Source organism: Paraburkholderia tagetis, assembly GCF_022213065.1.
Taxonomy (GTDB): Bacteria; Pseudomonadota; Gammaproteobacteria; order Burkholderiales; family Burkholderiaceae; genus Paraburkholderia; species Paraburkholderia tagetis.
The window spans coordinates 190,644-213,736 of sequence record NZ_JAKLJA010000008.1; the positions used below are offsets into that span (position 1 = coordinate 190,644).

The following is a 23,093-nucleotide window of genomic DNA, read 5'->3' on the forward strand; positions in this document are numbered from 1 at the left end:
CGACGCTTAGATCTTGCCGACGAGGTCGAGCGACGGCTTGAGCGTTTCTGCGCCCGGCGTCCACTTGGCGGGGCAAACTTCGCCCGGGTGAGCCGCAACGTACTGGGCAGCCTGAACCTTGCGCAGCAGTTCCTTGGCGTCACGGCCGATGCCGTTGTCGTGGATTTCGCACAGCTTGATCTCGCCTTGCGGATTGATCACGAACGTGCCGCGCAGCGCCAGGCCTTCTTCCTCGATCATCACGTCGAAGTTGCGCGTGAGCGCGCCAGTCGGGTCGCCGACGAGCGGGTACTGGATCTTGGCGATCGTGTCCGACGTGTCGTGCCATGCCTTGTGCGTGAAGTGCGTGTCGGTCGACACGCCGTAGATCTCAACGCCCAGCTTCTGGAATTCTGCGTACTGGTCGGCCAGGTCGCCCAGCTCGGTCGGGCACACGAAAGTGAAGTCGGCCGGGTAGAACACGACCACGGACCACTTGCCCAGGAAGTTCTCTTCAGAGACCGGAACGAACTTGCCATTGTGGAATGCGGTGGCCTTGAACGGCTTGACTTGCGTGTTGATGAGAGACATCAGTTGTTTCCTCGCTCTGGGTTGGAAAAGGTATGGACACAGGTTACGGGAACCTCGTCCATTTGAAAAATTGATTACGTTGATCGGCGGAATAAACCAAACCTATCGAGCCTCATAGAAAATCCTGAAAGGACTTCCGAAGCCTGCCAGCGCGGCGTTTCGGGCCCGTTTCAGAGCCCGTTTTTCAGGGTCCCGTTTTCAGAGCCCCGTTTTTCAGAGCCGATTCAGCGCCCGTCTCAGGCCCATTCCGCGCCCGCATCAAGCGCCCCGAGCAACCCTCGGGGCGGTGAGCATACAACGAAACTGCGACATTGCGCCTCACGTGCCCGATGCTGCCCGAGGTCGACTCGCTGATCGTCGCGAGCCGCACGTCAAACCCATGGGAGTGCGTCCTGCCCACCAGGTTCCGCAGATTCGCTCCGACCAGCCAGCGGCGCGCCGCCGGGGCGGCAGCCCACTAGATGCGGGCGCAACCGGCAAATCACAAGGCCCACGCGCCCGATCCGCAGACGGCCCGCATCAAAGCGCGCCGCCACGCGCCGTTGCCGCACGCGCGGCCAGACGTTCGCGCAGAAATTGCGTGAACGCGCGTATGGTCACGGAAGCTTCACGATGCTGCGGATACAGCGCGTGCAGCGCATTGGGCGGCGGCATGAACGGCTCGAGCACTTCCACCAGCAGCCCCGCATCGGCCGATCCCGCCACGATGAAGTCCGGCAGATAGCAGATGCCGAGGCCGGCCACGGCGGCGTCGCGGATCACTTCGCCGTTGTTGGCCCGCAGCGGCCCGTGCACCTCGAACGCAGTGCGCACCCCGTCGATCATGAACTCCCATGACGCGCGCCCCTGCTGTCCGTAGGGCAGGCAAGCGTGCTGCGCCAGATCGGCGGGCGTTTGCAGCGCGCGGTGGCGGCGCAGGTAGCCGGGGCTGCAGCAGGCGATCATCCGCACGTCGACGAGCTTCTGGGCGATCAGCGTGGAGTCGCCAAGCCGCCCGATGCGCAGCGCCATGTCGAAACCCTCGCCGATCACGTCGACGTTGCGGTCGCTCAAATCCATGTCGAAGTGCACGTCGGGGTGCGCGCGCAGGAATTCGGCCACGAGCGGCGAGAGATGGGCCATGCCGAACGACATCGGCGCGCTCACCTTGAGCAGGCCGCGCGGCTCCGAGCGGCGCGCCGACATGGCCTGCTCCGTGTCGGCCACGTCGGCGAGGATGCGCTTCGCGCGCTCGTAGAACTCCTGGCCAAGGTCCGTGGCGGCCAGCTTGCGCGTATTGCGCACCAGCAGGCGCGCGCCCAGATCGGCTTCGAGGGCCGCCACGCGGCGGCTCACGAATTGCTTTGAGAGCCGCAGGCGGTTCGCCGCCGCCGTCAAGCTGCCTGCGTCCACGGTGCTCACGAAGATGCGCATGTCGTCGAGTTGCATGGTCATCGTCTACTTGAATGTGACAGTGATTCGTATTTTACGGTGTTCCACGTCACATAGATTGACCTAAACTGTGTTCATCGCAACCGGATATCGGAACAAACGGAGAAACGAACATGATCGAACTTCGCAAGGCAGACCAACGCGGCCGTGGCGAACATGGCTGGCTCAGCTCGCGCCACACGTTTTCTTTCGCGAACTACTACGATCCGCAGCAGATCGGCTTCTCGGACCTGCTCGTGATCAACGACGACCGCGTGGCCCCGGGGCGCGGCTTCGGCAAGCATCCGCACCGCGACATGGAAATCTTCTCGTATGTGCTGGAAGGCGGGCTCGAGCACAAGGACTCGATGGGCACGGGCTCGGTGATCGTCCCCGGCGACGTGCAGTTGATGAGCGCCGGCACGGGCGTCGCGCACAGCGAGTTCAACCACTCGGCCGAACAGCCGGTGCACTTCCTGCAAATCTGGATTGCGCCGAACGTGAAGGGCGCGCAGCCGCGCTATCAGCAAAAGAACATTCCGGACGCGGAAAAGCGCGGCGCGCTGCGCCTGATCCTCTCGCCGGACGGCGCCGACGGGTCGCTCGAACTGCGCCAGGACGCACGCGTCTATGCGGGCCGCTTCGACGGTGCGCAAAGCGCGAAGGTCGAGATCGGCGCCGAGCGCTTCGCCTATGTGCACGTGGCGCGCGGCAGCGTGAAGGTCAACGGCGTGGAACTGGGCGAAGGCGACGGCGCGCGCATCCGCTCGGAGCGCGAGCTGACCTTCACCGACGGACACGATGCAGAGGTACTGGTGTTCGATCTGCGTAATATCGAGGTGTCGGAGCTCTGGTCGTAATCGAAGCCCTGGCGCCCACCTTGCATTGAGGTGGCGCCAGCGGCCCGGCGCGGTCCTGCGAAGTACCGGGCCGCGCCGCCGACAGGCGCAACAACGCAAACAAGCCACGGCAACGTCTTGGGAGAATCAACATGCGATATAACCTCTTCGGCCAGGGCAACGACGTCGCCCTGCTTGTCTCGCGCATCCTTCTGGTCACCTTGTTCCTGATGTTCGGCTGGCCCAAGCTCACCGGATTTTCCGGCACCGTCGCCTACATGGCGAGCGTGGGCACACCCGCGCCCACGCTCGCGGCTATCATCGCCGTCGTCATGGAAGTCCCGGTAGCCATTCTGATCCTGCTTGGCTTCTATACGCGTCCGCTTGCGGTGCTGCTCGCGATCTACACCATCGGCGCCGCGCTCGTCGGCCACCACTTCTGGACCATGACCGGCGCGGAGCAGATGGAAAACATGATCAACTTCTACAAGAACGTCGGCATCGCGGGCGGCCTGATCGCGCTCGCCGTGGCGGGCCCGGGGAAGCTCTCGATCGACAGGAAGTAACAACAGAAACTCACCCGCGCGCCGGCAAAGCGCGGTGCGGAAAAGCGCGATGGCCTTCGAGGCATCGCGCTTTTTTTGCGTCTCGTCGAGAGGTGTTTGCGTTTCGTTGTGCGGCGTTTGCGCTTCGTCCGCGCTTCATTCACCATTGCGCAGCACGCGAACCATCGCACTCAGGCACCGCCAGCATACGAGGAAACGCCCATGCAAGACCAAGACCGCCACGGCGTGAACCGGGAGCGCGCGCAGCATTTGCTGTTCGGCGTGCCGCTGCACTGGATGAACGAGACGACGAACTCGAGCACGTCATCCATCTGTATCTGCTCAATCGCGGCGTGCGCATCACGCCGTTCCACAACATGATGCTCGTGTGCCCCGATACCACCGAAGCCGACATCGAACGCCTGCTGGGCGCGTTCGACGCCTGTCTCGGCGAGTTGCGCGCGTAACGAGAAAATCGGGAGAATCACCGCCGATGAATGCCCCGCAAGAAGACCTCCTCGCCTATCTCTCGTCGCTGCAGCAGTCCGCGCTGGGCGCGCTCAAGCTCCTGCCGCTCAAGAGCCGCGCCGCGCAAGGCGTGCTGATGGCACTGCGCGCCGTCTGCGGCGCGGGCCTCGCCTATAGCATCGGCCGCGCGCTGCATACCGAGCAGGCGTTCTGGGCGGCGATCACGGCCATTGCCGTCACCCAGCACGATTACGCCGATACGCTCTCGCAGTCGCGCGACCAGTTCATCGGCGCGATCGCGGGCGGCGTCGTGGGCTTCGCGGCGGCAACGCTCGGGCCGGAGAACACGGCCGCATATCTCGTGGCGGTGGCCGTGGTGATCGTCGCGTGCTGGTGCCTGCGCGTGAGCACCGCCGCGCGGCTTGGCGCAATCACCACGACCATCGTGCTGCTCGTGCCCACGAGCGGCCCGGTGTGGGACGTGGCGCTCTTTCGCGTGGCGGAGGTGGCGATCGGCATGGCCTGCGCACTGCCGGTGTGCTGGGTGTTTTCGTATTTCGAGCGGCGCTGGTTGCGGGTGTAGATGGGCTCATCGCGCAGGCTTGCACACGTATCTCGCGCGCTTTCAACCATCACGAAATAATCCATCTCCGCACGCTGCACAATAAATAACGCATTGGCAGCGATAATCGGGGCCACCGTGCAAACGATGCACCCACGGGCCTGTAACGGAGCATCTAAAGGTGCGGCCAGTGCGCGCGGTCCGCGCCCAATCGTGCCCAATCGCCCCCGCGGACGCGCAAAACATGCGAAACTCGTCGCCCCGCGCCCTGCCCGCCCTGCCCGGTTTGGGCACACGATGGCGGCGCACCCAACATTCGCATCCGTATTGCATCCGCACCCATGAACACGAATCGTCAATCCGTCCCCGTCACCCCGAACGCGCCCGCGCGCAAGTCCATCTCGCTCCTGCAGATGCTCTCGCTGATCGCCTTCGGCGGCATCGCGGCCTCGCTCGTGCTCCGACACTTCATCTGAGCGCCGCACCGCGCGGAACGCCCCTCTACCGTTTTCGCTTATGTACAAGAAAGGCGTCGCCCTCGAAATCCAGTTCTCACCCGAGCGCCTGAACGACGGCGCAGGCGATCCCTACTGGATCGACCTCACCGCTGCGGAAGCCGCCGCGCTGCTCGAAACGCTGCAAGCAAAGCTCGCCGCGCGCGAGACCACCTCGGCGCCGCTCGTCGTGGCGCTCGACACGCCGCGCGAACCCGCGCCGGATGCATCCGGCGCCGTGTCGGGCGCCATTGCAAGCGCCGCACAGTCCGCCTGCGCCGATGTCGGCTTCAAGCAATGGGTCTGCGTGATCTGCGGCTGGGTCTACGACGAAGCGGCCGGCGCCCCCGACGACGGTCTCGCTCCCGGCACACGCTGGGCCGACGTGCCCGACGACTGGCGCTGCCCGTTGTGCGACGTCGGCAAGGAAGATTTCGCGCTGGTGGAGTTCTAACCTTCGCGCCCGTGCGGCTCGTAAAAAAGCGCAAATAGTTCAGACTGCGAACTAACGCCGAGCTTCGCGTAAATGTGCTTCTTGTGCGCCCGCACGGTCTCGAACGAGATTTCGAGCCGCTCGGCAATCGCGCGCGTCGAAAAGCCCGAAAGACTCTGGCGCACCACTTCGATCTCGCGTGCGGTGAGCGGGGTGCGGCCGCTTTGCCGCGCGACCGCTTCGAAGCGGCTCGCGTAGTCCACGCCTCCCACGCCGCGAGCGCAAAGCACTGCTCCACTTGCCACCATGGCCCCGGACTGCGGCACGCCCTCGGCCACATTGATCGCGTCGGCCGCATCAGCCATATCGGCCGCCCGCGTCGCGACGAGCGGCTCATGGGGCAGCCGCTGCCGCATCAACGCCATCACCCACGGCGCGAACATCGCGAACAGCGCAATATCGCGCTCCGCGTAATGGTGCGCTGCGCCCAGCGAAAAAATCAGCGTGCGGCACGCATCGAGCGGGTGATTGAACTGCACTTCGTCGCCGATGATGTTGCTCTTGAAATAGCGCTGGTAGTAGTCCGTCATGCGGAAGTTGTCGGGCGCGACTTCGGCGAGCGTGACGAGCCCCGCGCGCGGCTTTTCGCATGCGTTGATATAGAACGGGTCGAGCTGGTACATCCCCTCCAGATACGCGCCGAACAAGAGATCGACGGTGCCGTCGGGCATCGGCGATTCGGCGCAGACGAGCGGTGCGCGATCGCGTATGAAGACGAGCGCGACCCAATTGTCGAAGGCGACGAATCGCTCGATCACGCGCGTCATGCGGGTCCAGAAATCGGGGCCATCGAGGGCGTCGATGAGCGTCGCGATATGGTGATGGAACGCGCGGTCCTGCCAGTCGAGTTCCATGCTTCCTCCGGTCAGGGTAACCCTGCAGGGTAATTTCTGAACAAAAATAACGTGGTGATAATAGCCGCTCCTGACGCTCGCGCGGCCAATTATCAAGCCCCATAGCCGGATATCCCGCGAGCCTGAAAGTTTGAAGCACAACGGAACCCGCGCAACGCAACGCGCGATGGAACCGGAGCAAGGAGACAAGCATGCAAATCGAACTCGCGCAGATTCCCCTCGTCGATGGCGTCGTCGCGCCCAACCTCGCGCGCACGCTCGATGCCATCGGCAAGCGCCGCGCGCTCACCGACCTGATGGTGTTCCCCGAAGCCACGCTCACTGGCTTTCCCACGCGCGAGAACGTGCGCGACGTGGCCGAGACGCTCTCCGGCCCCTCGCTGACCGCCGTGCGCGACGCCGCGCGCAATGCCAACGTGGCCGTGGCCGTGGGCCTTGCCGAACGTGACGGCGAGCGCTTCTACAACACGACGGTGCTGATCGACGAACGCGGCGAGATTGCGCTGCGCTACCGCAAGACGCACCTGTGGGCCACCGACGTGGGCGTGTTCACGCCCGGCGATCGCTTCGAGGTCTGCGAGTTCAAGGGCATGACTGTCGGCCTGCTGATCTGCTACGACATCGAGTTTCCCGAAACCGCGCGCGCGCTCGGCATGCTCGGCGCCGAGATGCTGGTCGTCACGAACGGCAACATGGATCCGTTCGGTCCCGTGCACCGCCGCGCCATCGTTGCCCGCGCGATGGAGAACCAGATGTTCGCGGCGCTCGTGAACCGCATCGGCAACGGCGACGACAACCTCACGTTCCCCGGCGAATCGGCGCTCATCAGCCCGTTCGGCGACGTGCTGGCCGAGCTCGAGAACGAAGATGCGGTCCTGCCCGTCACGGTGGATCGCGCGCTGCTCGCCCAAAGCCGCGAGCACTACAGCTATCTGCACGACGCGCGCGTCGCGCTGAATCTCGCCGACGAAAACGACGCACAAGGGCGCCGCTCGCTCAACATCCGCGCACGTCCCAGTCGCTAATCCGCTGCTTATCTGCCGCTTATCCGCCGTCACTTCGCCGGATCGGCGACGCAGCCCCAGCCACTGAGCGGGCTGCGCTCGCGGTCATAACAACAAACCAACAACCAACAAACGCTTGACGCTCACAAGGCGCGCTGCCCTGGGCCAACGCTCGGGGCCGCACGCTCGCGCGCGGACTTCGCATGGCCACGCCGCAAGGCAGGCCTCGCCAATTTGCGCAGACCCAACCCGCAGCACTTCGGAGACACCTGCATCATGAAGCCTTCCTCAACGCCCGCCGAGCGCGGCACGAACAGTACGAGCAGCACAAGCAGCGCCGCGCGCGAACCGCATCTCAAGCGCACGCTCGGCCTGCCGTCGGTGCTCCTGTTCGGCCTCGCCTACATGGCGCCGCTGATCGTCTACGGCACCTACGGCGTGCTCGCGGGCGCGAGCCAGGACACCGCCGCGCTCGCCTACCTCATTGCGCTGATCGCGATCGTATTCACGGCGCTCAGCTACGGCAAGCTCGCGCGTCTGTTCCCGGTGGCGGGCTCCGCCTACACCTACACGCGCAAGAGCTTCAACGCGCACATGGGCTTCATGATCGGCTGGGCCACGCTGCTCGACTACTTCTTCCTGCCGATGGTGATCTGGCTGATCGGCGCGGCCTATCTGGGCGCGGCGTTCCCGCACGTGCCCGCGTGGATCTGGATCGTCGCGTTCATCGTGCTCACGAGCGGCCTGAACATGATCGGCATCGAACTGGCCGCACGCTTCAATATCGTGCTGATGATCGTGCAGCTCGGCATTGCCGCGATGTTCGTCGTGCTGTGTCTGCACTACGCCTCGGCCGCAGCGGGCCCCGGCGGTCTCATCACGGCGCAGCCGTTCTTCCAGCCGCACGTGCCGCTTTCGGCCACGATGGCCGGCGCCGCCATCGCTGCGTATTCGTATCTCGGCTTCGACGCCGTTTCCACGCTCACCGAAGAAACCATCGAGCCGGAAAAGAACATTCCGCGCGCCATCGTGCTGATCGCGCTGGTGGGCGGCGCGATCTTCGTGATCGCCGCGTACACGCTGCAACTCGCGCATCCGGGCGCCGTGTTCAAGGACCCGGATTCGGCCGCATTCGAAATCGCGCGCAAGGTGGGCGGCGATATCTTCGTGACGATCTTCCTCGCCGGCCTGATCCTCGCGCAGTTCGCCTCCGGCATCTCGGCGCAGGCGAGCGTGGGGCGTCTGCTCTACGCGATGGGCCGCGACGAAGTGCTGCCCAAGTCGATCTTCGGCTTCATTCACCCGCGCTTTCGCACGCCCACCATCAACATCGCGATTGCCGGCGCCATCGGCCTGATCGCGTTGAAGCTCGACGTGGCCACGTCCACTTCGTTCATCAACTTCGGCGCGTTCCTCGCGTTCACCTCGGTGAACCTGTGCGTGATCCGCCAGTATCTGAGCGGCGCGGCCGGCACGCGCGGCTTCGGCTTCCTTGGCGGCCTCGTGTTCCCGCTCATCGGCGCCGTCACCGATATCTGGCTGCTGTGCAGCCTCGAGAAAGCCGCGATCGAGCTTGGCGTGATCTGGTTCGTGCTCGGTCTCGCGTATCTCGGCTGGATCACGCGGTGCTTTCGCCGCGCGCCGCCGGAAATGGCCGTGTAATACGTACCGGCACGCGCCGGCACGTACCGGCGAGATTGCGCAATGACGCAATTGCGGGGTCAGGGTGAAACAAGCGATTCGGTCACGCGAGTCCGAACCGAACTACAATGCATGCCGTCCTCTGCTTTGCCGGCACGCTTGCCGTTATTCGTACGCACCATGCCCCGTTTTTCAAAAGTTGTCCCGTTCCTGCTGATTCCGCTTGCCGCCGCCCTCAGTGCATGCTCGTCGCCCAAACCGTCGTTTCGGGACGATCAACTGCTGAGCAACGCACCGAGCCCGTTCTCGCACGGCTTCAACTACGCCAGCGCGGATGCCTGTGAGGCATCGCGCCGCGCGCTCTTGAGCCAGGGCTACATGACGACGATAACGCGCAACGACACCGTCGACGCCACCAAGAACTTCCAGCCGTCCATCGACCAGCACATCGTCGTGGAGGTGCACGTGGTCTGCACGCCCGCCGACGCGACGAACACGAGCATGGTGTACGTCAACGCCGTGCAGAACGGCTATGCGCTCAAGAAGAGCGCGACGTCGGCGAGCGTGGGGCTATCGATTCTCGGGTCGATCTCGCTGCCGATTCACTCGAACAGCGACGAAATGGTCAAGGTCTCGAGCGCAACGGTCCAGTCGGATGAGTTCTACAAGCGCTTCTTCGATCTCGTGGGGCGCTATCTGGGCTCGGTCGCGCGCAGCGAGCCCGTGCCGGGCAGCGGCGAAATCAAGACCGCACCGCTGCCGCTGCCGCTCGAGCCGACCGCGGCGATGGTGAACGCGGCGGCGCCGGGCGCTTCCACGGCGCCAGCAGCGGCGGCGGCGGCTGCGGCGGCGACCGGTGCGGCGGTGCTGCGCACCGGCATTGCGTCGACGACGCCTGCGCCGTCCACACCACCCGCGACGCCCGTGCAAAGCGCGCATGCGGCGGCGCCCGCCGCCGCGGCAAGCGGCGTGCGCGCGGTCTTCCCTGCGTCGCCCGCCTCGGAGGCGACGCTGCTCACGCCGGTATTGCCTGTGGCGGCATCGGCTCCTGCTGCTGCTTCGAGTGCTGCTTCGAGTGCTGCTTCGAGTGCTGCGCCAACGCCTGCTGCTACGGCAGGCGCCGCGCAATCGACAAAGACCACAGCCTCCCCGGCCCCCGCCAGCGGCGCTCAAAACGCCGCGGCGGCCTCGTCGGTCACGGCCAGCGCGGCCAATGTCCCTGCTTCAAGTTCGGCACCAGCAGCCACCTCAGCGCCCTGAGCGCCCTTAGCGCCCTGAGCGAAGTGCGTATGTGGGCGGCAATACGCACGCCGCCGCCCCAACCCAACCCAACACATCGTGGTAGAGACGCACACAATCCGGACGCCTGTCCCTGCGTCCGGCGCATAGCGCTCGCGCCTCGCCGCAGCGCTGCCTAGCGCAAGCCCGCCATCATCGCGCCCATACCCACGAGCAAACCGCCCATCAGCCGGTTGACCGCGCGCAGCCGCCGGGGCCGTTGCAGCACGTGGCGCAGGCGATGCGAAAACAGCGCCATCGACGCCACGCCGCCCGCGAACAGCAACGCGAACGTCGCCGCCAGCACGAGGTACTGCCGGTTCGCGCTCCATGCCGCATCCGCGCTGATGAACTGCGGGAAGAACGACGGAAAAAACAGCAAGGTCTTGGGATTGAGCCCCGAGGTGGCAAATCCGCGCCAGAACAGATCGCGCCGGGAAGTGAGCGCCGACTCTTCGGGCTCGGCACCCGCCTCGCCGCCGAGCGTGCGGCTGCGCCACTGCTTGCAGCCGAGCCAGACGAGGTAAGCCGCGCCCGCCCAGCGCAGCACGGTAAGTGAATGCTCACTTATGAGCAGCAGCGAATTCAGGCACAGCGCCGTGAAACCGAGCTGCAACAGCACCGCGAGCGTGCCGCCCCAGACGCAGGGCAGCGCGCGGCGCCAGCCGGCGTGCAGCGCGTGGCTCATCGTGAGCACGTTGACGGGACCGGGGGTATAGACGAGGACCAGCGCGGCGGCAAGAAACGACAAGTACAACTGGAGCGACATTTCTGGAAGTTCTGGCGAAAACGGGTGACGGACGGCGCTTCACGATCGAGATCGAAACGGCGAGCAACAAAAAACCGCGCAAAGGCGCGGTTTCAAATGCCATCTGCCCGATCGAACGTCGCTGGCCGCGTGATGAACGCGCGCAACGCCCAATGGCCGCCGCAGGGTGCAACGGAAACCGGCTCTGACGGTCCACCGCGGCTTGTGGCTGCGGCGGCGCACCCCAACGCGGGGAGGTGGCCGCGTGGGTCGTGCCGGGCAAGAAGGCATGTGGAAAATATACCGGGGACGGGCCAGTATAGGCTTCCTGTTTTCAGGCAAAAGTCCGACATTTGCGGAATCTTCTTCCGTTAAAATAGCCATTCCCTGTAGAGAATTCCATTCACCATGAGCTCCCGCGAACGCCCGCCCAAAACGCTCGACAACCAGGACCGCAAGATCCTGCGCGCCCTGCAACAAAACGCCCGTCTTTCCAACGCCGAGCTTGCGGAGCAGGTGGGCATGTCGACCACGGCGTGCTGGAACCGCACGCGCCAGCTCGAAGCCGATGGCTACATCGACGGCTATGTCGCGCTCGTGAATCAGCGCAAGCTGGGTTTCGCCGATATCGTGATTCTCGAAGTCACGCTCGACCGCCACGAAGACGACGCGCTCGCACGCTTCGGCGCGGAGCTTGCGGCGTTGCCCGAAGTGCTGGAGGCCTATCTCGTCTCCGGCGAGTACGACTACTGGATCAAGGTAGCCGTGGATGGCACGGCGGGCTATGAGCGCTTCCTGCGCGAAAAGCTCTATCGCATTTCGAGCATCCGCCACAGCCGCTCGATGTTCGCGTTGCGTTGCATGAAGGATGTCGCGTCGATGCAGGTGTAAGGCTGGTGTGACTTGGTGTGAGCTTTGCGGGCGCAGCGCAGGATTTGGTTCGGCATCCGTATCAAATCAAGATCAGATGTACAGCGCGGCTCACACCTCCGGTGAGCGCGCCCCGCTCGCGCGCAGGATCATCTTCACGACTTCCTCGGTCGTGGCCTCGAAGCTCGCGGCGGATAGTGCACGCTTGCCCGCGAGCGCGCGAATCTGCGCCTCGAAATCGGCGTAATGCTGCGTGGTCGCCCAGATCATGAAGAGCAGCGTTTTCGGGTCCAGCGGCGCGAGCAGCCCTTCGTCGATCCAGCGCTCGATCAGTTGCACGCGCGACTCCATCCACGGCTTCACGCGCTTCAGAAGAATGTCCTGCATATGCGTGGCGCCGCTGATGATCTCGTTGGCCCAGACTTTCGAGCCCAGCGGCCGGCGCCGCGAGAGCGCCATCTTCGCGCGCACGTAGCCGCCTATCGCGACGACCGGGTCGTCGCTCGCGTCGAAGGTGTCGGCGGCGGCGTTCCATTCTTCGAACAAATCGTCGAGCACGCGCCAGTACAGCGCGAGCTTGGTGGGAAAGTAGTAGTGCAGATTCGCCTTGGGCAAGCCGGCACGCTCGGCAATTAGCGCCGTGCTCGCGCCCTCGAAGCCGCGCTCGGCAAAAACTGCCTCCGCGCATGCCAATAAGTGCATTTCGTTCGATGCGCGAATCGACGCCTTGCGGCGCGGTTTGTGCGCTGCATCAGCGCCCTCGCGCGCGCTCGCACTCGTGCGCATGGCAAGGTTCGCGGCTGGCGTGTTCGGGTCGTCATCGCGCATGGCGTTCGGTCCGCTCAAGGATGGAAGGGCGCCGCGCGCATCATTCGCCGCGCAACGCCGGTTTCATTGTAGTCACGCCGAAAGCGCATTGTGCGCACGCGCGTGACCCGCCTTCGGGTAAACCTGCGCGCCATGCATGCGCTTTCGCGCAGTGCAACATCGATGGCACGCTTTTCGCTCGTAACACCGCATTGAATTCCCGAAGTTTATAGCCTACAACCTGTCCAATCGGACAGGATTCGGCAAGCGCGGTTCAACGGCGTCGACGCACCGCCCAAGCGCATGCACCATCGCGGCGCAGTGCGCCCCGCAATGTGCCCCGGGACGGCACGAATGCACACGAATTGCACGCTTAAGGACTACGAGGAGAGCACGCATGAACACAGTAAGCGAAGCCGCGCTGACCACCGCGATTCACGTAAATGGCCAGCGTCTCTGGGACAGCCTCATGGAGATGGCGAAGATAGGCGCGACCGCGAAAGGCGGCGTTTGCCGCCTCGCGCTCACCGATCTCGACAGACAGGGCCGCGACCTCATCGTGAAGTGGGCGAAGGAGGCGGGCTGCACGGTGAGCGTCGATCAAATGGGCAACGTCTTCATGCGCCGCGCGGGCCGCAACGACGATCTGCCGCCGGTGATGACCGGCTCGCACGCCGACTCGCAGCCCACGGGCGGCCGCTTCGACGGCATCTACGGTGTGCTCGGCGGGCTCGAAGTGATCCGCTCGCTCAACGACCACGGCATTCAGACCGAGCACCCCATCGAAACGGTGATCTGGACCAACGAGGAAGGCTCGCGTTTCGCACCGGCCATGGTGGCGTCGGGCGTGTTCGCGGGCGTGTTCACGCTCGATTACGGGCTCTCGCGCAAGGACGTGGACGGCAAGACCATCGGCGAGGAATTGCAGCGCATCGGCTATGCGGGCGCGCTGCCGTGCGGCGGGCGCAAGATTCACGCGGCGTTCGAATTGCACATCGAACAGGGGCCGATACTCGAGGCGGAGAACAAGACCATCGGCGTCGTGACCGATGCTCAGGGCCAGCGCTGGTACGAAGTCGTGCTCACGGGCCAGGAGGCGCACGCGGGCCCCACGCCCATGCCCCGCCGCCGCGACGCGCTGCTCGGCGCCTCGCGCGTGGTGCAGCTCGTGAACGAAATCGGCCTGCGCCATGCGCCGCTCGCGTGTGCGACGGTCGGCATGATGCAGGTGCATCCGAACTCGCGCAACGTGATTCCGGGCCGCGTGTTCTTCACCATCGACTTCCGCCATCCGCAGGACGAAGTGCTCGCAAAGATGGATGTCGAGCTGCGCGAAGGCATCGCGAAGATCGCTGCGCAAGGCAAGCTGGAAACCGAGCTTGAGCAGATTTTCTATTACGCGCCGGTGCCCTTCGACAAGGCCTGCGTGAAGTCCGTACGCGCGGCGGCGGAACGCTTCGGCTATTCGAACCGCGACATCGTCTCGGGCGCGGGCCACGACGCGTGCTATCTCGCGACGGTCGCACCCACTTCGATGGTGTTCGTGCCGTGCATCGACGGCATCAGCCATAACGAAATCGAAGACGCGACGCAGGAATGGATCGAGGCTGGCGCGAACGTGCTGCTGCACGCCATGCTCGAACGCGCGAGCGAACCGGGTTGATCCTGCACGATTCGACATGAGCGGTCTCAGCGCCGCATAGCAATTCCAGTGCTTCCCCACCTTCCGGCTGCCGCGTGATGCGCGCAGCCGGCGGACCCGTGTTTTGCCTCGCAAGGAGCATCCGGATGTCCCACTCGAACTCGCGTGCCACCGCTTCTGCCACCGCTTCTGCCGCCGCTTCTGCCACCACGCCTGCAACGCAAGGCATCGCCGCAGGGCGCCTCAGCGCTGAAGAACTCGGCTGCAATTTCGCCGATGTCGCCCCGCCCCTCTCCGCCGATGCCGCCGTGGTCGCCGCCGACCGCTGCCACTACTGCTACGACGCGCCGTGCGTCGCCGCCTGCCCCACCGGCATCGATATCCCGAGCTTCATCCGCAAGATCGGCAACGGCAATCTCAAGGGCGCGGCGCGTGACATCCTGAGCGCCAACCCGCTAGGCGGCATATGCTCGCGCGTGTGCCCCACCGAGATTCTGTGCGAAGGCGCCTGCGTGCGAAATCATCAGGATGGCGAACCAGTCAGGATCGGTGCGCTGCAACGCCATGCCACCGACTTCCAGATGGTGCGCGAAGCCGAGGGCGCAGCGCCGCTCTTCAAACGCACGAGCGAGACCGGGCGGCGCGTGGCTGTGGTCGGCGCCGGTCCTGCCGGCCTCGCCTGCGCGCATACGCTCGCGCTGGCCGGGCACACCGTGACGGTGTTCGACGCGCGCGAAAAACCCGGCGGGCTCAACGAATATGGCATCGCGGCGTACAAGACCGTCGACGGCTTCGCCCAGCGCGAGGTCGAGTGGCTGCTCTCCATCGGCGGAATCACGATCGAGCAAGGCAAGCGGCTCGGGCGCGATCTCACGCTCGAGACGCTGCGCGAAACGTTCGACGCAGTGTTCATCGGCGTGGGGCTGGGCGGCACGCAGGCGCTTCGCATCGAAGGCGATGCGCTGAATGGCGCGCGCGACGCCGTCGAATTCATCGCTCAACTGCGCGAGGCGCAGGACCTCGCGACGTTGCCCGTGGGCCGCCGTGTCGTAGTGATCGGCGGCGGCAACACCGCCATCGACGCCGCCGTGCAAAGCCGCAAGTTGGGCGCGGAGCACGTCACGCTCGCCTACCGGCGCGGCAGCGCGCAGATGAGCGCCACGTGGGCCGAGCAGGAATTCGCACGCACCCAGGGCGTGACGATCGTCGAGTGGATGAAGCCGTTGCGGATTTTAGGCGCGGATGGGGGCGCGGGTCGCGTCGCGGCCGTCGAATTCGAGCGCACGGCGCTCGATGCGAACGGCGTGCTCCAGGGCACCGGCGCGATCGAGCGCATCGAGGCCGACATGGTGCTCAAGGCGATTGGCCAGAAGCTGCTGCCAGCGGGTCTCGAAGCACTGCAATTGACCGAAGGCGGTGTGCGCATCGCCGTGGACGCCGATGGCGCGACTTCGCTCGCAGGCGTCTGGGCGGGCGGCGATTGCGCAGGGCACGGCGCAACCGATCTCACCGTGCAGGCGGTGCAGGACGGCAAGCTCGCCGCGCGCGCGATCGACTGCTACCTCGCCGCGCAGGCGACGAAAGCGGCATGAGCAGCATAAGCGGCATAAGCGCTAACTTCGAATCGACACAAGGAGCCCCATCATGGCCGATCTGCGCTGCACGATTGCCGGTATTCAATCGCCCAACCCGTTCTGGCTCGCCTCGGCGCCGCCCACCGACAAGGCTTATAACGTCAACCGCGCCTTCGAGGCCGGCTGGGGCGGCGTGGTCTGGAAGACCCTCGGACTCGACCCGCATGTGGTGAACGTAAGCTCGCGCTACGGCGCCACCACCTGGCGCGGCCAGCGCATCGCCGGGCTGAACAATATCGAGCTGATCACCGACCGGCCGCTCGACGTGAACCTCAAGGAGATCGTGCAAGTGAAGCGCGACTGGCCCGACCGCGCGCTGATCGTTTCGCTGATGGTGCCGTGCACCGAGCAGGACTGGAAATGGATCCTGCCGCTGGTGGAAGACACGGGCGCCGACGCCGTCGAGCTCAACTTCGGCTGCCCGCACGGCATGAGCGAGCGCGGCATGGGCTCGGCGGTGGGCCAGGTGCCCGAGTACATCGAAATGGTCACGCGCTGGGTCAAGGAAGGCACGCGCCTGCCCTGCCTCGTGAAGCTCACGCCCAACGTGACCGATATCCGCCACGGCGCGCGCGCCGCGTTCAAGGGCGGCGCGGACGGCGTCTCGCTCATCAACACCATCAACTCGATCGTGGGCGTGGACCTCGACGCCATGGCGCCGCTGCCGACCGTGGACGGCAAGGGCACGCATGGCGGCTACTGCGGCCCCGCCGCGAAACCCATCGCGCTGCACATGGTGGCCGAAATCGCTCGCGACCCGCAGACCCAGGGTCTGCCCATCTCCGGCATCGGCGGCATTTCCGACTGGCGCGACGCCGCCGAATTCATGGTGCTGGGCGCGGGAAGCGTGCAAGTGTGCACCGCGGCGATGCATTATGGATTCCGAATCGTCCAGGACATGATCGACGGGCTCTCGAACTGGATGGACGACAAGGGCTACGCGAACCTCGATGCGATTCGCGGCCGCGCGGTGCAGAACGTCACCGACTGGCAGTACCTGAATCTGAACTACGACATCAAGGCCCGCATCGACCAGGACCGCTGCATCCAGTGCGGCCTGTGCCATATCGCCTGCGAGGACACCTCGCACCAGGCCATCACCGCGACGAAGGACGGCAAGCGGCACTTCGAGGTGGTCGATGCGAACTGCGTCGGGTGCAATTTATGCATGCATGTCTGCCCGGTCGACCAATGCATCACGATGGAGCGCGTCGACTCGGGCCGTTACGCGAACTGGACCACGCATCCGAACAATCCGGCCCGCACGGCCGATCCGAAAGCGGCCTGATCCTCCCGATCTCGACCGAACACCAACGAAACCGCAACGAGCAGTCACGGAGAAACCGCACCATGAGTCAGCCAGCCGCAAGCGGTGGTGTAGAAGGCGACGCGCACGCGCGCCGCAGCGCCAGCGAGCTATACAACGACGACCTCGCGCCCACAGGCGCCGCGCAGCGCACATGGCGCTGGTATCACTTCGGCGCGCTATGGGTGGGCATGGTGATGAACATCGCCTCGTACATGCTCGCGGCGGGGCTGACCGAGCAGGGCATGTCGCCGTGGCAGGCGGTGATCACGGTGCTGCTCGGCAATGTGATCGTGCTCGTGCCCATGCTGCTGATCGGCCACGCGGGCGCGAAGTACGGGATTCCCTATGCGGTGCTCGTGCGCTCGTCGTTCGGCACCCAGGGCGCGAAGCTGCCCGCCATGCTGCGCGCCATCGTGGCGTGCGGCTGGTACGGCATTCAGTCGTGGCTTGGCGGCAGCGCGATCTATACGCTCGCCAACATCCTCACGCACAATGCGCTGGTGGGCGACGCGCTGCCGTTTCTCGGCATCTCGATCGCCCAGGGCGCGTGCTTCCTGATCTTCTGGGCGCTGCAACTCTACTTCATCCTGCACGGCACCGATTCGATCCGCTGGCTCGAAAGCTGGTCGGCGCCCATCAAGGTCGTGATGTGCGTGGCGCTCGTCTGGTGGGCCTGCTCGAAAGCGGGCGGCGTGGGCTCCATGCTCTCGCAGCCCTCGCAGTTCGCGCCGGGCGGCAAAAAGGCCGGGCTCTTCTGGGTCACCTTCTGGCCGAGCCTCACCGCGATGGTGGGCTTCTGGGCCACGCTCGCGCTCAACATTCCCGACTTCACGCGCTTCGCGAAGACCCAGAAGGATCAGCTCGTGGGCCAGGCGCTGGGCCTGCCGATCCCGATGGCGCTGCTCTCCGTGGTCTCGGTCGTGGTCACCTCGGCCACGGTCGTCATCTACGGCAAGGCGATCTGGGACCCCATCGATCTCACGAGCCGCATGGAAGGCATCGGCGTGGGCGTCGCGCTCGTGATCCTCACGCTCGACACCATGTGCTGCAATCTCGCGGCAAACCTGGTTGGGCCTGCTTACGATTTTTCCAGCCTCTGGCCCAAGGGCATCTCGTACAAGGCGGGCGGTCTGATCACGGCGACCATCGCTATCGTGATGATGCCGTGGAAGATTCTCGCCACCACGCAAGGCTATATCTTCACATGGCTCGTGGGCTATTCGGCACTGCTCGGGCCGGTGGCGGGCATTCTGATGGTCGATTACTTTCTCATTCGCGGCACGCGCCTGAACACCGAACAGCTATTCGAGGAGAGCGGCGAATACGCCTATTCGAACGGCTGGAATCTCGCCGCCGTGATCGCGTTGGTCGCGGGCGTGCTGCCGAATCTGCCGGGCTTTTTGAACGTTGCGTTTCCGAATGCCTTTCCTTCGGTGCCCGACGCGTTCAAAGGACTCTATACGTATGCGTGGTTCGTGGGACTCGCGATTGCGGCCGTCGTCTACGGCGTGCTGATGAAGCTCGGCAAGAGCCGTAGGCCAAGCATCGCAAATGCATAGTGAGTGCATGGGGCGTGCATAAGCACACACGCGCATCCGAACATGTAACCGAAGGAGACATTGCATCATGGCCATTCTGATTCGAGGCGGCACCGTCGTCGACGCGGACAAGAGCTATCGCGCGGACGTGCTCTGCGAAAACGGCATCATCCAGGCGATCGGCGAGAATCTCGACGCACCTGCCGGCGCCACCGTGGTCGACGCGGGCGGGCAATACGTGATGCCGGGCGGCATCGACCCGCATACGCACATGGAGTTGCCGTTCATGGGCACCACGGCGAGCGACGACTTCTTCAGCGGCACGGCGGCGGGTCTGGCCGGCGGCACGACATCGATCATCGACTTCGTGATTCCGAACCCTAAGCAGCCGCTCATGGACGCGTTCCGCGAATGGCGCGGCTGGGCGGAAAAAGCCGCCGCCGACTACGGCTTTCACGTGGCCGTGACGTGGTGGGACGAGAGCGTGCACCGCGATATGGGACTGCTCGTGCAGGACCACGGCGTATCGAGCTTCAAGCACTTCATGGCGTACAAGAACGCCATCATGGCCGACGACGAAATCCTCGTGAACAGCTTCTCGCGCGCGCTCGAACTGGGCGCGCTGCCCACCGTGCACGCGGAAAACGGCGAGCTCGTGTTTCAGCTACAGCGGCAGTTGCTCGCGCGCGGCTTCACCGGACCGGAGGCGCATCCGCTTTCACGTCCGCCCGAGGTGGAAGGCGAGGCCGCGAACCGCGCGATCCGCATCGCGCAGGTGCTGGGCGTGCCCGTGTATATCGTGCACGTCTCCGCGAAAGACGCGCTCGAAGCCATCACGCGGGCGCGCTCCGAAGGCCAGCGCGTATTCGGCGAAGTGCTCGCGGGTCATCTCGTGGTCGACGAGTCGGTGTACCGCGACCCCGACTGGACGCGCGCGGCCGCGCACGTGATGAGCCCGCCGTTCCGCACCAAGGAGCATCGCGACGCGCTCTGGCGCGGGCTGCAAGGCGGCCTGCTGCACACCACGGCCACCGACCACTGCGTGTTCTGTGCTTCGCAGAAGGCCATGGGCCGCAACGATTTCACACGGATTCCTAACGGATGCGGCGGCGTGGAAGACCGCATGGCTGTGCTATGGGATCAGGGCGTGAACACGGGGCGACTCACGCCGAACGAGTTCGTGCGCGTGACGTCCACGAATGCGGCGCAGATATTCAATCTCTATCCGCGCAAGGGCGCGGTGGCCGTGGGCTCGGACGCCGATCTCGTGGTCTGGGACCCGCAGGGCACGCGCACGATCTCCGTGAAGACCCATCATCAGAACGTGGACTTCAACGTATTCGAAGGCATGACGGTGCGCGGCGTGCCCACGCATACGGTTTCGCAGGGAGAACTCGTGTGGGCGGACGGCGACCTGCGTGCGCGGCGCGGCGCGGGGCGCTATCTGAAGCGGCCCGCGAATCCGGGCTACTTGCAGGCCTCGCGGCTCGCGAAGCAGTTGAAGGAGACGGAGCCCGTGCATCGCGAGGGGGATCAGCCCGCCTGAACGCATCGCGAAGAAAGCATCAGTACTGCACGACGATCGTCACGCGCCGGTTGAGCGCGCGGCTTGCAGGGTCGGTGCCGGCAACAAGCGGAAAGTTGTCGGCCCGCCCGATCGCTGCGAGGCGATGCGACTCGACGCCCCGCTCGACCAGATAGCGCACGACGGCGCCCGCGCGCGCCGAAGAAAGCTCCCAGTTCGATGCGTAACGTGCGTTCGAGATCGGCGTGTTGTCGGTGTGGCCTTCGACAAGGATGTTGCCGTTGGGCACCTGCGCCAGCACGCGTGCGATGCGGCTCAGCACACCGAACGAATCGGGCAGCAGCGCCGCGTCGCCGGCGTTGAAGAGAATCTTCGCGTTGATGCCGATCTCCACGCCATGAGCCACGGGCGCGATCGTGATCTCGCCGCGCTCGCGCAGCGGAGTGAGCGACGCCAGCAACGCACTGTCGGCAGCCTGCGGCTGCGCGGCCCGCGCGGCAGCAACGGGCGCGGGCGCCGCCTGCGACTGCGCGCGGATCGCCTGTTCGCTGTGCTTCGCGAGCTGCATCGCGTAGAGCGCGAGAAACAGCACCATCATCGTGGTGATGAGATCCGCGTAGGAGAGCAGCCAGCGGCCGGATTGCTCGCCGCCTTCGTCCCCTTCGTGCTCGAAGGCGCTAACGAGCGCCTCGTGCACCGGCCGGCTTTCGGATGAAGTCTTCATGTGCGCCCGCGCGTTGTGGTCTCAGTTTGCATGCGCGCCGGCTTTTGCGACTGCTTGAGCGCCGGCTTGAGCGCCTGCCTGCGTTCCTTGCCGCGACCAGGCGTTCGCCTCACCCGCCATGCCGGCGCCGCGCCCTCCGACCTCCCCCGCGAGCCGGGTCGCGATCGTATGCGGCGTTTCCTTGCGCGAGATGGCGAGCAGCCCGTCCAGATAGAGCTTGCGCAGCCGCAGTTCGCTTTCGATGTGCGCACGCATCTTGCCGTACAGAGGCAAGAACACGAGATTGGCCAACGCGAGCCCGTAGAGCGTGGCGACGAACGCCACCGCGATGCCCTGCCCCAGTTGCGAGGGCTCGACCAGATGCGCGGTCACCTGAATGAGCCCCAGCACCGAGCCCAGAATGCCGAAGGTCGGCGCATAGCCGCCCGCCTGCTGCCAGACGCGCGCGGCCGCCATATGCGCGCGGCCATACGCTTCGAGCTCGCGATTGAGCGCATCTTCGATCACGGCGGTCGAGACGCCGCTTGCCAGCAGTTCGAGCCCGCGCCGCGCGAACGGATGAATCCCCTGCCAGTCCATCGACTCGAACGCGAGCAAGCCGTTGAGCTTGGCCTGGTCGCCCCATTCCAGCACGGCAGCGAGACTCGTTTCATCCACCTGCTGCGCGCGCACGAATACCGTGCGCAGATGCAGGATCGCATCAAGGAAACGCGCCCACGTATTCTGGATCATCACCGCCGCCAGCGTGCCGCCCAGCACGACCAGCAGTGCCTCGGGCTGCAGGAGCGAGGCGAACTGCCCGCCTTCGAGCGAAAAGCCAATCGCGATGGCCGCCCCGCCCAGCAGGACTCCGAATAAAGTTGCCAGATCCATACGCCTCCCTTATTGGGCGCCCTTCGCCTTGATCTCGCGCACCGCGCCAATCAGGCGCTGCTCGATCTCCTCGATCTCCACCGGATCGGATTTGATCTCGCGCCGCATGAGCCACGACACTTCGTTCTTGCGCGCCTCCGACATCACCGAGAGCAGGCGTTCCGACACGGCCTGATCTTCGAGCGATGCAAGCAGCTTGGCGAGATCGTAGCTGTCGAGCGAACCGATGGCTTCGAACAGCGTGCGCTGATCGACGAAAAGCAGGTCGTCGAGCGCCGCGAGTTCGCCCGAGCCGCGGTTCACGCGCCGCGTGAAATACGACACGCCCTTTTGCTCGACGAAATTCAGCACCATCGACTTCCTGAACGCGAACAGTTCGTCGGCGATTTCGTCGTGCGAGAGCTTGTTGAGCAGCAGCTTGCGCTCGACGCCAATCAGCGCTTCGAGATCGGCGAGTTCAATCAGTTCGAGTTCGCTGTTGATGGAAACGTCGAGTTCGTGGTCGGCCACCATCGCGGCGCGCTCGACGATACGCACGGGATCGAACGTGACGACCTGGCGGCCCAGCGCGCCTTCGCCGGCATCTCCGCCGGCCAGATGCGACGACACGAGACCCGATTCGATCGCGACCAGATTGAGCTTTTCCATGCGGCGCAGCATGGCCATCACGTGCGGACGCGAATGCCCCGCCACGGCGCGGCACTTCTGCACGACCTCGGCCAGCGCCACGCTCACTTCGCCAGCCGCTGCGGCGCCCGGGCGCGACCAGCCGCTCTTCGCCTCGGCGGCACGCTCGGCGCGCGCGGCGCCGGCGAGCAGCGAGAGCACGTGTGCATACGAGAGAACGCCCGGCAGGAAGTCTGCGTGCGTGTAAGTCGCGAGTTGATCGTCCTTGGCCTTGGTGCGGCGGATCATCGTGCGCACGATGTGGCGCAGCAGTGGCGAGACGCGTTCGAGTTCGTCCTCGACGATACTCGCGGGCACGACGGTCAACTGGCAAAACGCAAGCGCTTTGGCCGTGCTCGGGCGTGGCTCGGGGCCAAGCAATGCGCTTTCGCCGAAGAAGTCGCCTCGACCCAGCGTAGCCGTCACGACCCGCTTTTCGTCGCAACGCGTAGAGATTTCGACTTTGCCTTCAGCGATGAGGAAGAGCACGCGCTCGCCCGCGAAGCCCTCCGAATAGATTACTTCGCCCGGCGCGGCGGTGCGCGACCATGTCTGACTGCGATTCAAGGTAATACCCCGTAAGCGGATGCCGTTCTTTT

The 23,093-nt window shown here is 65.2% G+C and carries 21 protein-coding genes and 2 pseudogenes; 15 read left to right on the forward strand and 8 right to left on the reverse strand.

The annotated features are described in order from the left end of the window. Positions 1-6: 6 nt before the first annotated feature. Together ahpC and L5014_RS13260 are read right to left on the reverse strand one after the other, a co-directional pair. A complete protein-coding gene (gene ahpC, locus L5014_RS13255) occupies positions 7-570 on the reverse strand; it encodes an alkyl hydroperoxide reductase subunit C (RefSeq protein WP_238464187.1) in 564 nt (187 codons plus the stop codon). A gap of 519 nt (positions 571-1,089) precedes the next feature. Next, complete coding sequence (locus L5014_RS13260) at positions 1,090-1,998, reverse strand: LysR family transcriptional regulator (RefSeq protein ID WP_238464188.1); 909 nt, start codon at positions 1,996-1,998, stop codon at positions 1,090-1,092. Between the two features lie 116 nt (positions 1,999-2,114). On the opposite strand from L5014_RS13260, the gene L5014_RS13265 reads away from it, so the two are divergent. From L5014_RS13265 to L5014_RS13285, 6 genes and pseudogenes are all read left to right on the forward strand, one after another. Next, entirely contained in the window at positions 2,115-2,840 is a 726-nt protein-coding gene (locus L5014_RS13265) for a pirin family protein (protein WP_238464189.1), read from the forward strand. Positions 2,841-2,971: 131 nt separating this feature from the next. Then, complete coding sequence (locus L5014_RS13270; RefSeq protein ID WP_238464190.1) at positions 2,972-3,385, forward strand: DoxX family protein; 414 nt, start codon at positions 2,972-2,974, stop codon at positions 3,383-3,385. Positions 3,386-3,669: 284 nt separating this feature from the next. Further along, positions 3,670-3,831, forward strand: a pseudogene (locus L5014_RS13275) (aspartate aminotransferase family protein); the annotation flags it as partial. Between the two features lie 26 nt (positions 3,832-3,857). Beyond that, the gene (locus L5014_RS13280; RefSeq protein WP_238464191.1) at positions 3,858-4,415 is read left to right on the forward strand and encodes an FUSC family protein; all 558 of its coding nucleotides are present in this window, start codon (positions 3,858-3,860) and stop codon (positions 4,413-4,415) included. 320 nt (positions 4,416-4,735) lie between these two features. Continuing rightward, on the forward strand, positions 4,736-4,870 hold the full coding sequence (locus tag L5014_RS38615; RefSeq protein ID WP_274389354.1) for a hypothetical protein: 135 nt from the start codon (positions 4,736-4,738) through the stop codon (positions 4,868-4,870). A gap of 40 nt (positions 4,871-4,910) precedes the next feature. Next, complete coding sequence (locus tag L5014_RS13285) at positions 4,911-5,342, forward strand: rubredoxin (protein ID WP_238464192.1); 432 nt, start codon at positions 4,911-4,913, stop codon at positions 5,340-5,342. Here L5014_RS13285 and L5014_RS13290 read toward each other — a convergent pair. Next, positions 5,339-6,235: a helix-turn-helix transcriptional regulator gene (locus L5014_RS13290; protein WP_238464193.1), complete on the reverse strand. Its 897-nt coding sequence runs from the start codon at positions 6,233-6,235 to the stop codon at positions 5,339-5,341. The genes L5014_RS13285 and L5014_RS13290 overlap by 4 nt on opposite strands. A gap of 191 nt (positions 6,236-6,426) precedes the next feature. Here L5014_RS13290 and L5014_RS13295 point away from each other — a divergent pair, with 191 nt between their 5' ends. The 3 genes from L5014_RS13295 (at position 6,427) to L5014_RS13305 (ending at position 10,140) form a co-directional block, all read left to right on the forward strand. Continuing rightward, complete coding sequence (locus L5014_RS13295) at positions 6,427-7,260, forward strand: carbon-nitrogen hydrolase family protein (RefSeq protein ID WP_238464194.1); 834 nt, start codon at positions 6,427-6,429, stop codon at positions 7,258-7,260. A gap of 255 nt (positions 7,261-7,515) precedes the next feature. Continuing rightward, the gene (locus L5014_RS13300) at positions 7,516-8,901 is read left to right on the forward strand and encodes an APC family permease (protein ID WP_238464195.1); all 1,386 of its coding nucleotides are present in this window, start codon (positions 7,516-7,518) and stop codon (positions 8,899-8,901) included. Between the two features lie 159 nt (positions 8,902-9,060). After that, the gene (locus L5014_RS13305) at positions 9,061-10,140 is read left to right on the forward strand and encodes a DUF2242 domain-containing protein (protein ID WP_238464196.1); all 1,080 of its coding nucleotides are present in this window, start codon (positions 9,061-9,063) and stop codon (positions 10,138-10,140) included. A 154-nt stretch (positions 10,141-10,294) separates the two neighbouring features. On the opposite strand, the gene L5014_RS13310 is transcribed toward L5014_RS13305, so the two are convergent. Continuing rightward, positions 10,295-10,927, reverse strand: a complete 633-nt coding sequence (locus L5014_RS13310; RefSeq protein ID WP_238464197.1) for a LysE family translocator — start codon at positions 10,925-10,927, stop codon at positions 10,295-10,297. Between the two features lie 387 nt (positions 10,928-11,314). Between L5014_RS13310 and L5014_RS13315 the strand changes: the two genes are divergently transcribed. Continuing rightward, a complete protein-coding gene (locus L5014_RS13315; protein ID WP_238464198.1) occupies positions 11,315-11,797 on the forward strand; it encodes an Lrp/AsnC family transcriptional regulator in 483 nt (160 codons plus the stop codon). Between the two features lie 90 nt (positions 11,798-11,887). Here L5014_RS13315 and L5014_RS13320 read toward each other — a convergent pair whose 3' ends face one another. After that, a complete protein-coding gene (locus L5014_RS13320; RefSeq protein ID WP_420800061.1) occupies positions 11,888-12,604 on the reverse strand; it encodes a TetR/AcrR family transcriptional regulator in 717 nt (238 codons plus the stop codon). Between the two features lie 376 nt (positions 12,605-12,980). On the opposite strand from L5014_RS13320, the gene L5014_RS13325 reads away from it, so the two are divergent. The 5 genes from L5014_RS13325 (at position 12,981) to hydA (ending at position 20,252) form a co-directional block, all read left to right on the forward strand. Then, positions 12,981-14,246, forward strand: coding sequence for a Zn-dependent hydrolase (locus L5014_RS13325; RefSeq protein WP_238464199.1), 1,266 nt, complete (start codon positions 12,981-12,983; stop codon positions 14,244-14,246). 125 nt (positions 14,247-14,371) lie between these two features. Continuing rightward, positions 14,372-15,817: an NAD(P)-dependent oxidoreductase gene (locus tag L5014_RS13330; RefSeq protein ID WP_238464200.1), complete on the forward strand. Its 1,446-nt coding sequence runs from the start codon at positions 14,372-14,374 to the stop codon at positions 15,815-15,817. 52 nt (positions 15,818-15,869) lie between these two features. Then, positions 15,870-17,147 carry an NAD-dependent dihydropyrimidine dehydrogenase subunit PreA gene (preA, locus tag L5014_RS13335; RefSeq protein WP_238464201.1) on the forward strand — a complete coding sequence of 426 codons (1,278 nt, stop codon included), beginning with the start codon at positions 15,870-15,872 and terminating at the stop codon, positions 17,145-17,147. Positions 17,148-17,209: 62 nt separating this feature from the next. After that, positions 17,210-18,727, forward strand: coding sequence for an NCS1 family nucleobase:cation symporter-1 (locus L5014_RS13340; RefSeq protein WP_238464202.1), 1,518 nt, complete (start codon positions 17,210-17,212; stop codon positions 18,725-18,727). 67 nt (positions 18,728-18,794) lie between these two features. Then, complete coding sequence (gene hydA, locus L5014_RS13345) at positions 18,795-20,252, forward strand: dihydropyrimidinase (RefSeq protein ID WP_238464203.1); 1,458 nt, start codon at positions 18,795-18,797, stop codon at positions 20,250-20,252. A 19-nt stretch (positions 20,253-20,271) separates the two neighbouring features. Here hydA and L5014_RS13350 read toward each other — a convergent pair whose 3' ends face one another. From L5014_RS13350 to L5014_RS13360, 3 genes and pseudogenes are all read right to left on the reverse strand, one after another. Then, positions 20,272-20,955 (reverse strand): OmpA/MotB family protein, encoded by a 684-nt coding sequence (locus L5014_RS13350; RefSeq protein ID WP_238464204.1) that lies wholly within the window; start codon positions 20,953-20,955, stop codon positions 20,272-20,274. A 123-nt stretch (positions 20,956-21,078) separates the two neighbouring features. Continuing rightward, positions 21,079-21,828 (reverse strand): annotated as a pseudogene (locus L5014_RS13355) (flagellar motor protein); the annotation flags it as partial. A gap of 9 nt (positions 21,829-21,837) precedes the next feature. Then, a complete protein-coding gene (locus L5014_RS13360; RefSeq protein WP_238464205.1) occupies positions 21,838-23,061 on the reverse strand; it encodes a Crp/Fnr family transcriptional regulator in 1,224 nt (407 codons plus the stop codon). Positions 23,062-23,093 lie beyond the last annotated feature (32 nt).

Bases quoted from the DNA above. Each gene is read 5' to 3' on its own strand.
- L5014_RS13300 (WP_238464195.1), top strand. From the start codon at position 7,516: ATGAAGCCTTCCTCAACGCCCGCCGAGCGCGGCACGAACAGTACGAGC.
- hydA (WP_238464203.1), top strand. From the start codon at position 18,795: ATGGCCATTCTGATTCGAGGCGGCACCGTCGTCGACGCGGACAAGAGC.
- L5014_RS13310 (WP_238464197.1), bottom strand. From the start codon at position 10,927: ATGTCGCTCCAGTTGTACTTGTCGTTTCTTGCCGCCGCGCTGGTCCTC.
- L5014_RS13315 (WP_238464198.1), top strand. From the start codon at position 11,315: ATGAGCTCCCGCGAACGCCCGCCCAAAACGCTCGACAACCAGGACCGC.
- L5014_RS13285 (WP_238464192.1), top strand. From the start codon at position 4,911: ATGTACAAGAAAGGCGTCGCCCTCGAAATCCAGTTCTCACCCGAGCGC.
- L5014_RS13305 (WP_238464196.1), top strand. From the start codon at position 9,061: ATGCCCCGTTTTTCAAAAGTTGTCCCGTTCCTGCTGATTCCGCTTGCC.
- L5014_RS13260 (WP_238464188.1), bottom strand. From the start codon at position 1,998: ATGCAACTCGACGACATGCGCATCTTCGTGAGCACCGTGGACGCAGGC.
- L5014_RS13265 (WP_238464189.1), top strand. From the start codon at position 2,115: ATGATCGAACTTCGCAAGGCAGACCAACGCGGCCGTGGCGAACATGGC.
- L5014_RS13350 (WP_238464204.1), bottom strand. From the start codon at position 20,955: ATGAAGACTTCATCCGAAAGCCGGCCGGTGCACGAGGCGCTCGTTAGC.
- L5014_RS13325 (WP_238464199.1), top strand. From the start codon at position 12,981: ATGAACACAGTAAGCGAAGCCGCGCTGACCACCGCGATTCACGTAAAT.
- L5014_RS13330 (WP_238464200.1), top strand. From the start codon at position 14,372: ATGTCCCACTCGAACTCGCGTGCCACCGCTTCTGCCACCGCTTCTGCC.
- ahpC (WP_238464187.1), bottom strand. From the start codon at position 570: ATGTCTCTCATCAACACGCAAGTCAAGCCGTTCAAGGCCACCGCATTC.
- L5014_RS13320 (WP_420800061.1), bottom strand. From the start codon at position 12,604: ATGCGCGATGACGACCCGAACACGCCAGCCGCGAACCTTGCCATGCGC.
- L5014_RS38615 (WP_274389354.1), top strand. From the start codon at position 4,736: ATGAACACGAATCGTCAATCCGTCCCCGTCACCCCGAACGCGCCCGCG.
- preA (WP_238464201.1), top strand. From the start codon at position 15,870: ATGGCCGATCTGCGCTGCACGATTGCCGGTATTCAATCGCCCAACCCG.
- L5014_RS13270 (WP_238464190.1), top strand. From the start codon at position 2,972: ATGCGATATAACCTCTTCGGCCAGGGCAACGACGTCGCCCTGCTTGTC.
- L5014_RS13340 (WP_238464202.1), top strand. From the start codon at position 17,210: ATGAGTCAGCCAGCCGCAAGCGGTGGTGTAGAAGGCGACGCGCACGCG.
- L5014_RS13290 (WP_238464193.1), bottom strand. From the start codon at position 6,235: ATGGAACTCGACTGGCAGGACCGCGCGTTCCATCACCATATCGCGACG.
- L5014_RS13295 (WP_238464194.1), top strand. From the start codon at position 6,427: ATGCAAATCGAACTCGCGCAGATTCCCCTCGTCGATGGCGTCGTCGCG.
- L5014_RS13280 (WP_238464191.1), top strand. From the start codon at position 3,858: ATGAATGCCCCGCAAGAAGACCTCCTCGCCTATCTCTCGTCGCTGCAG.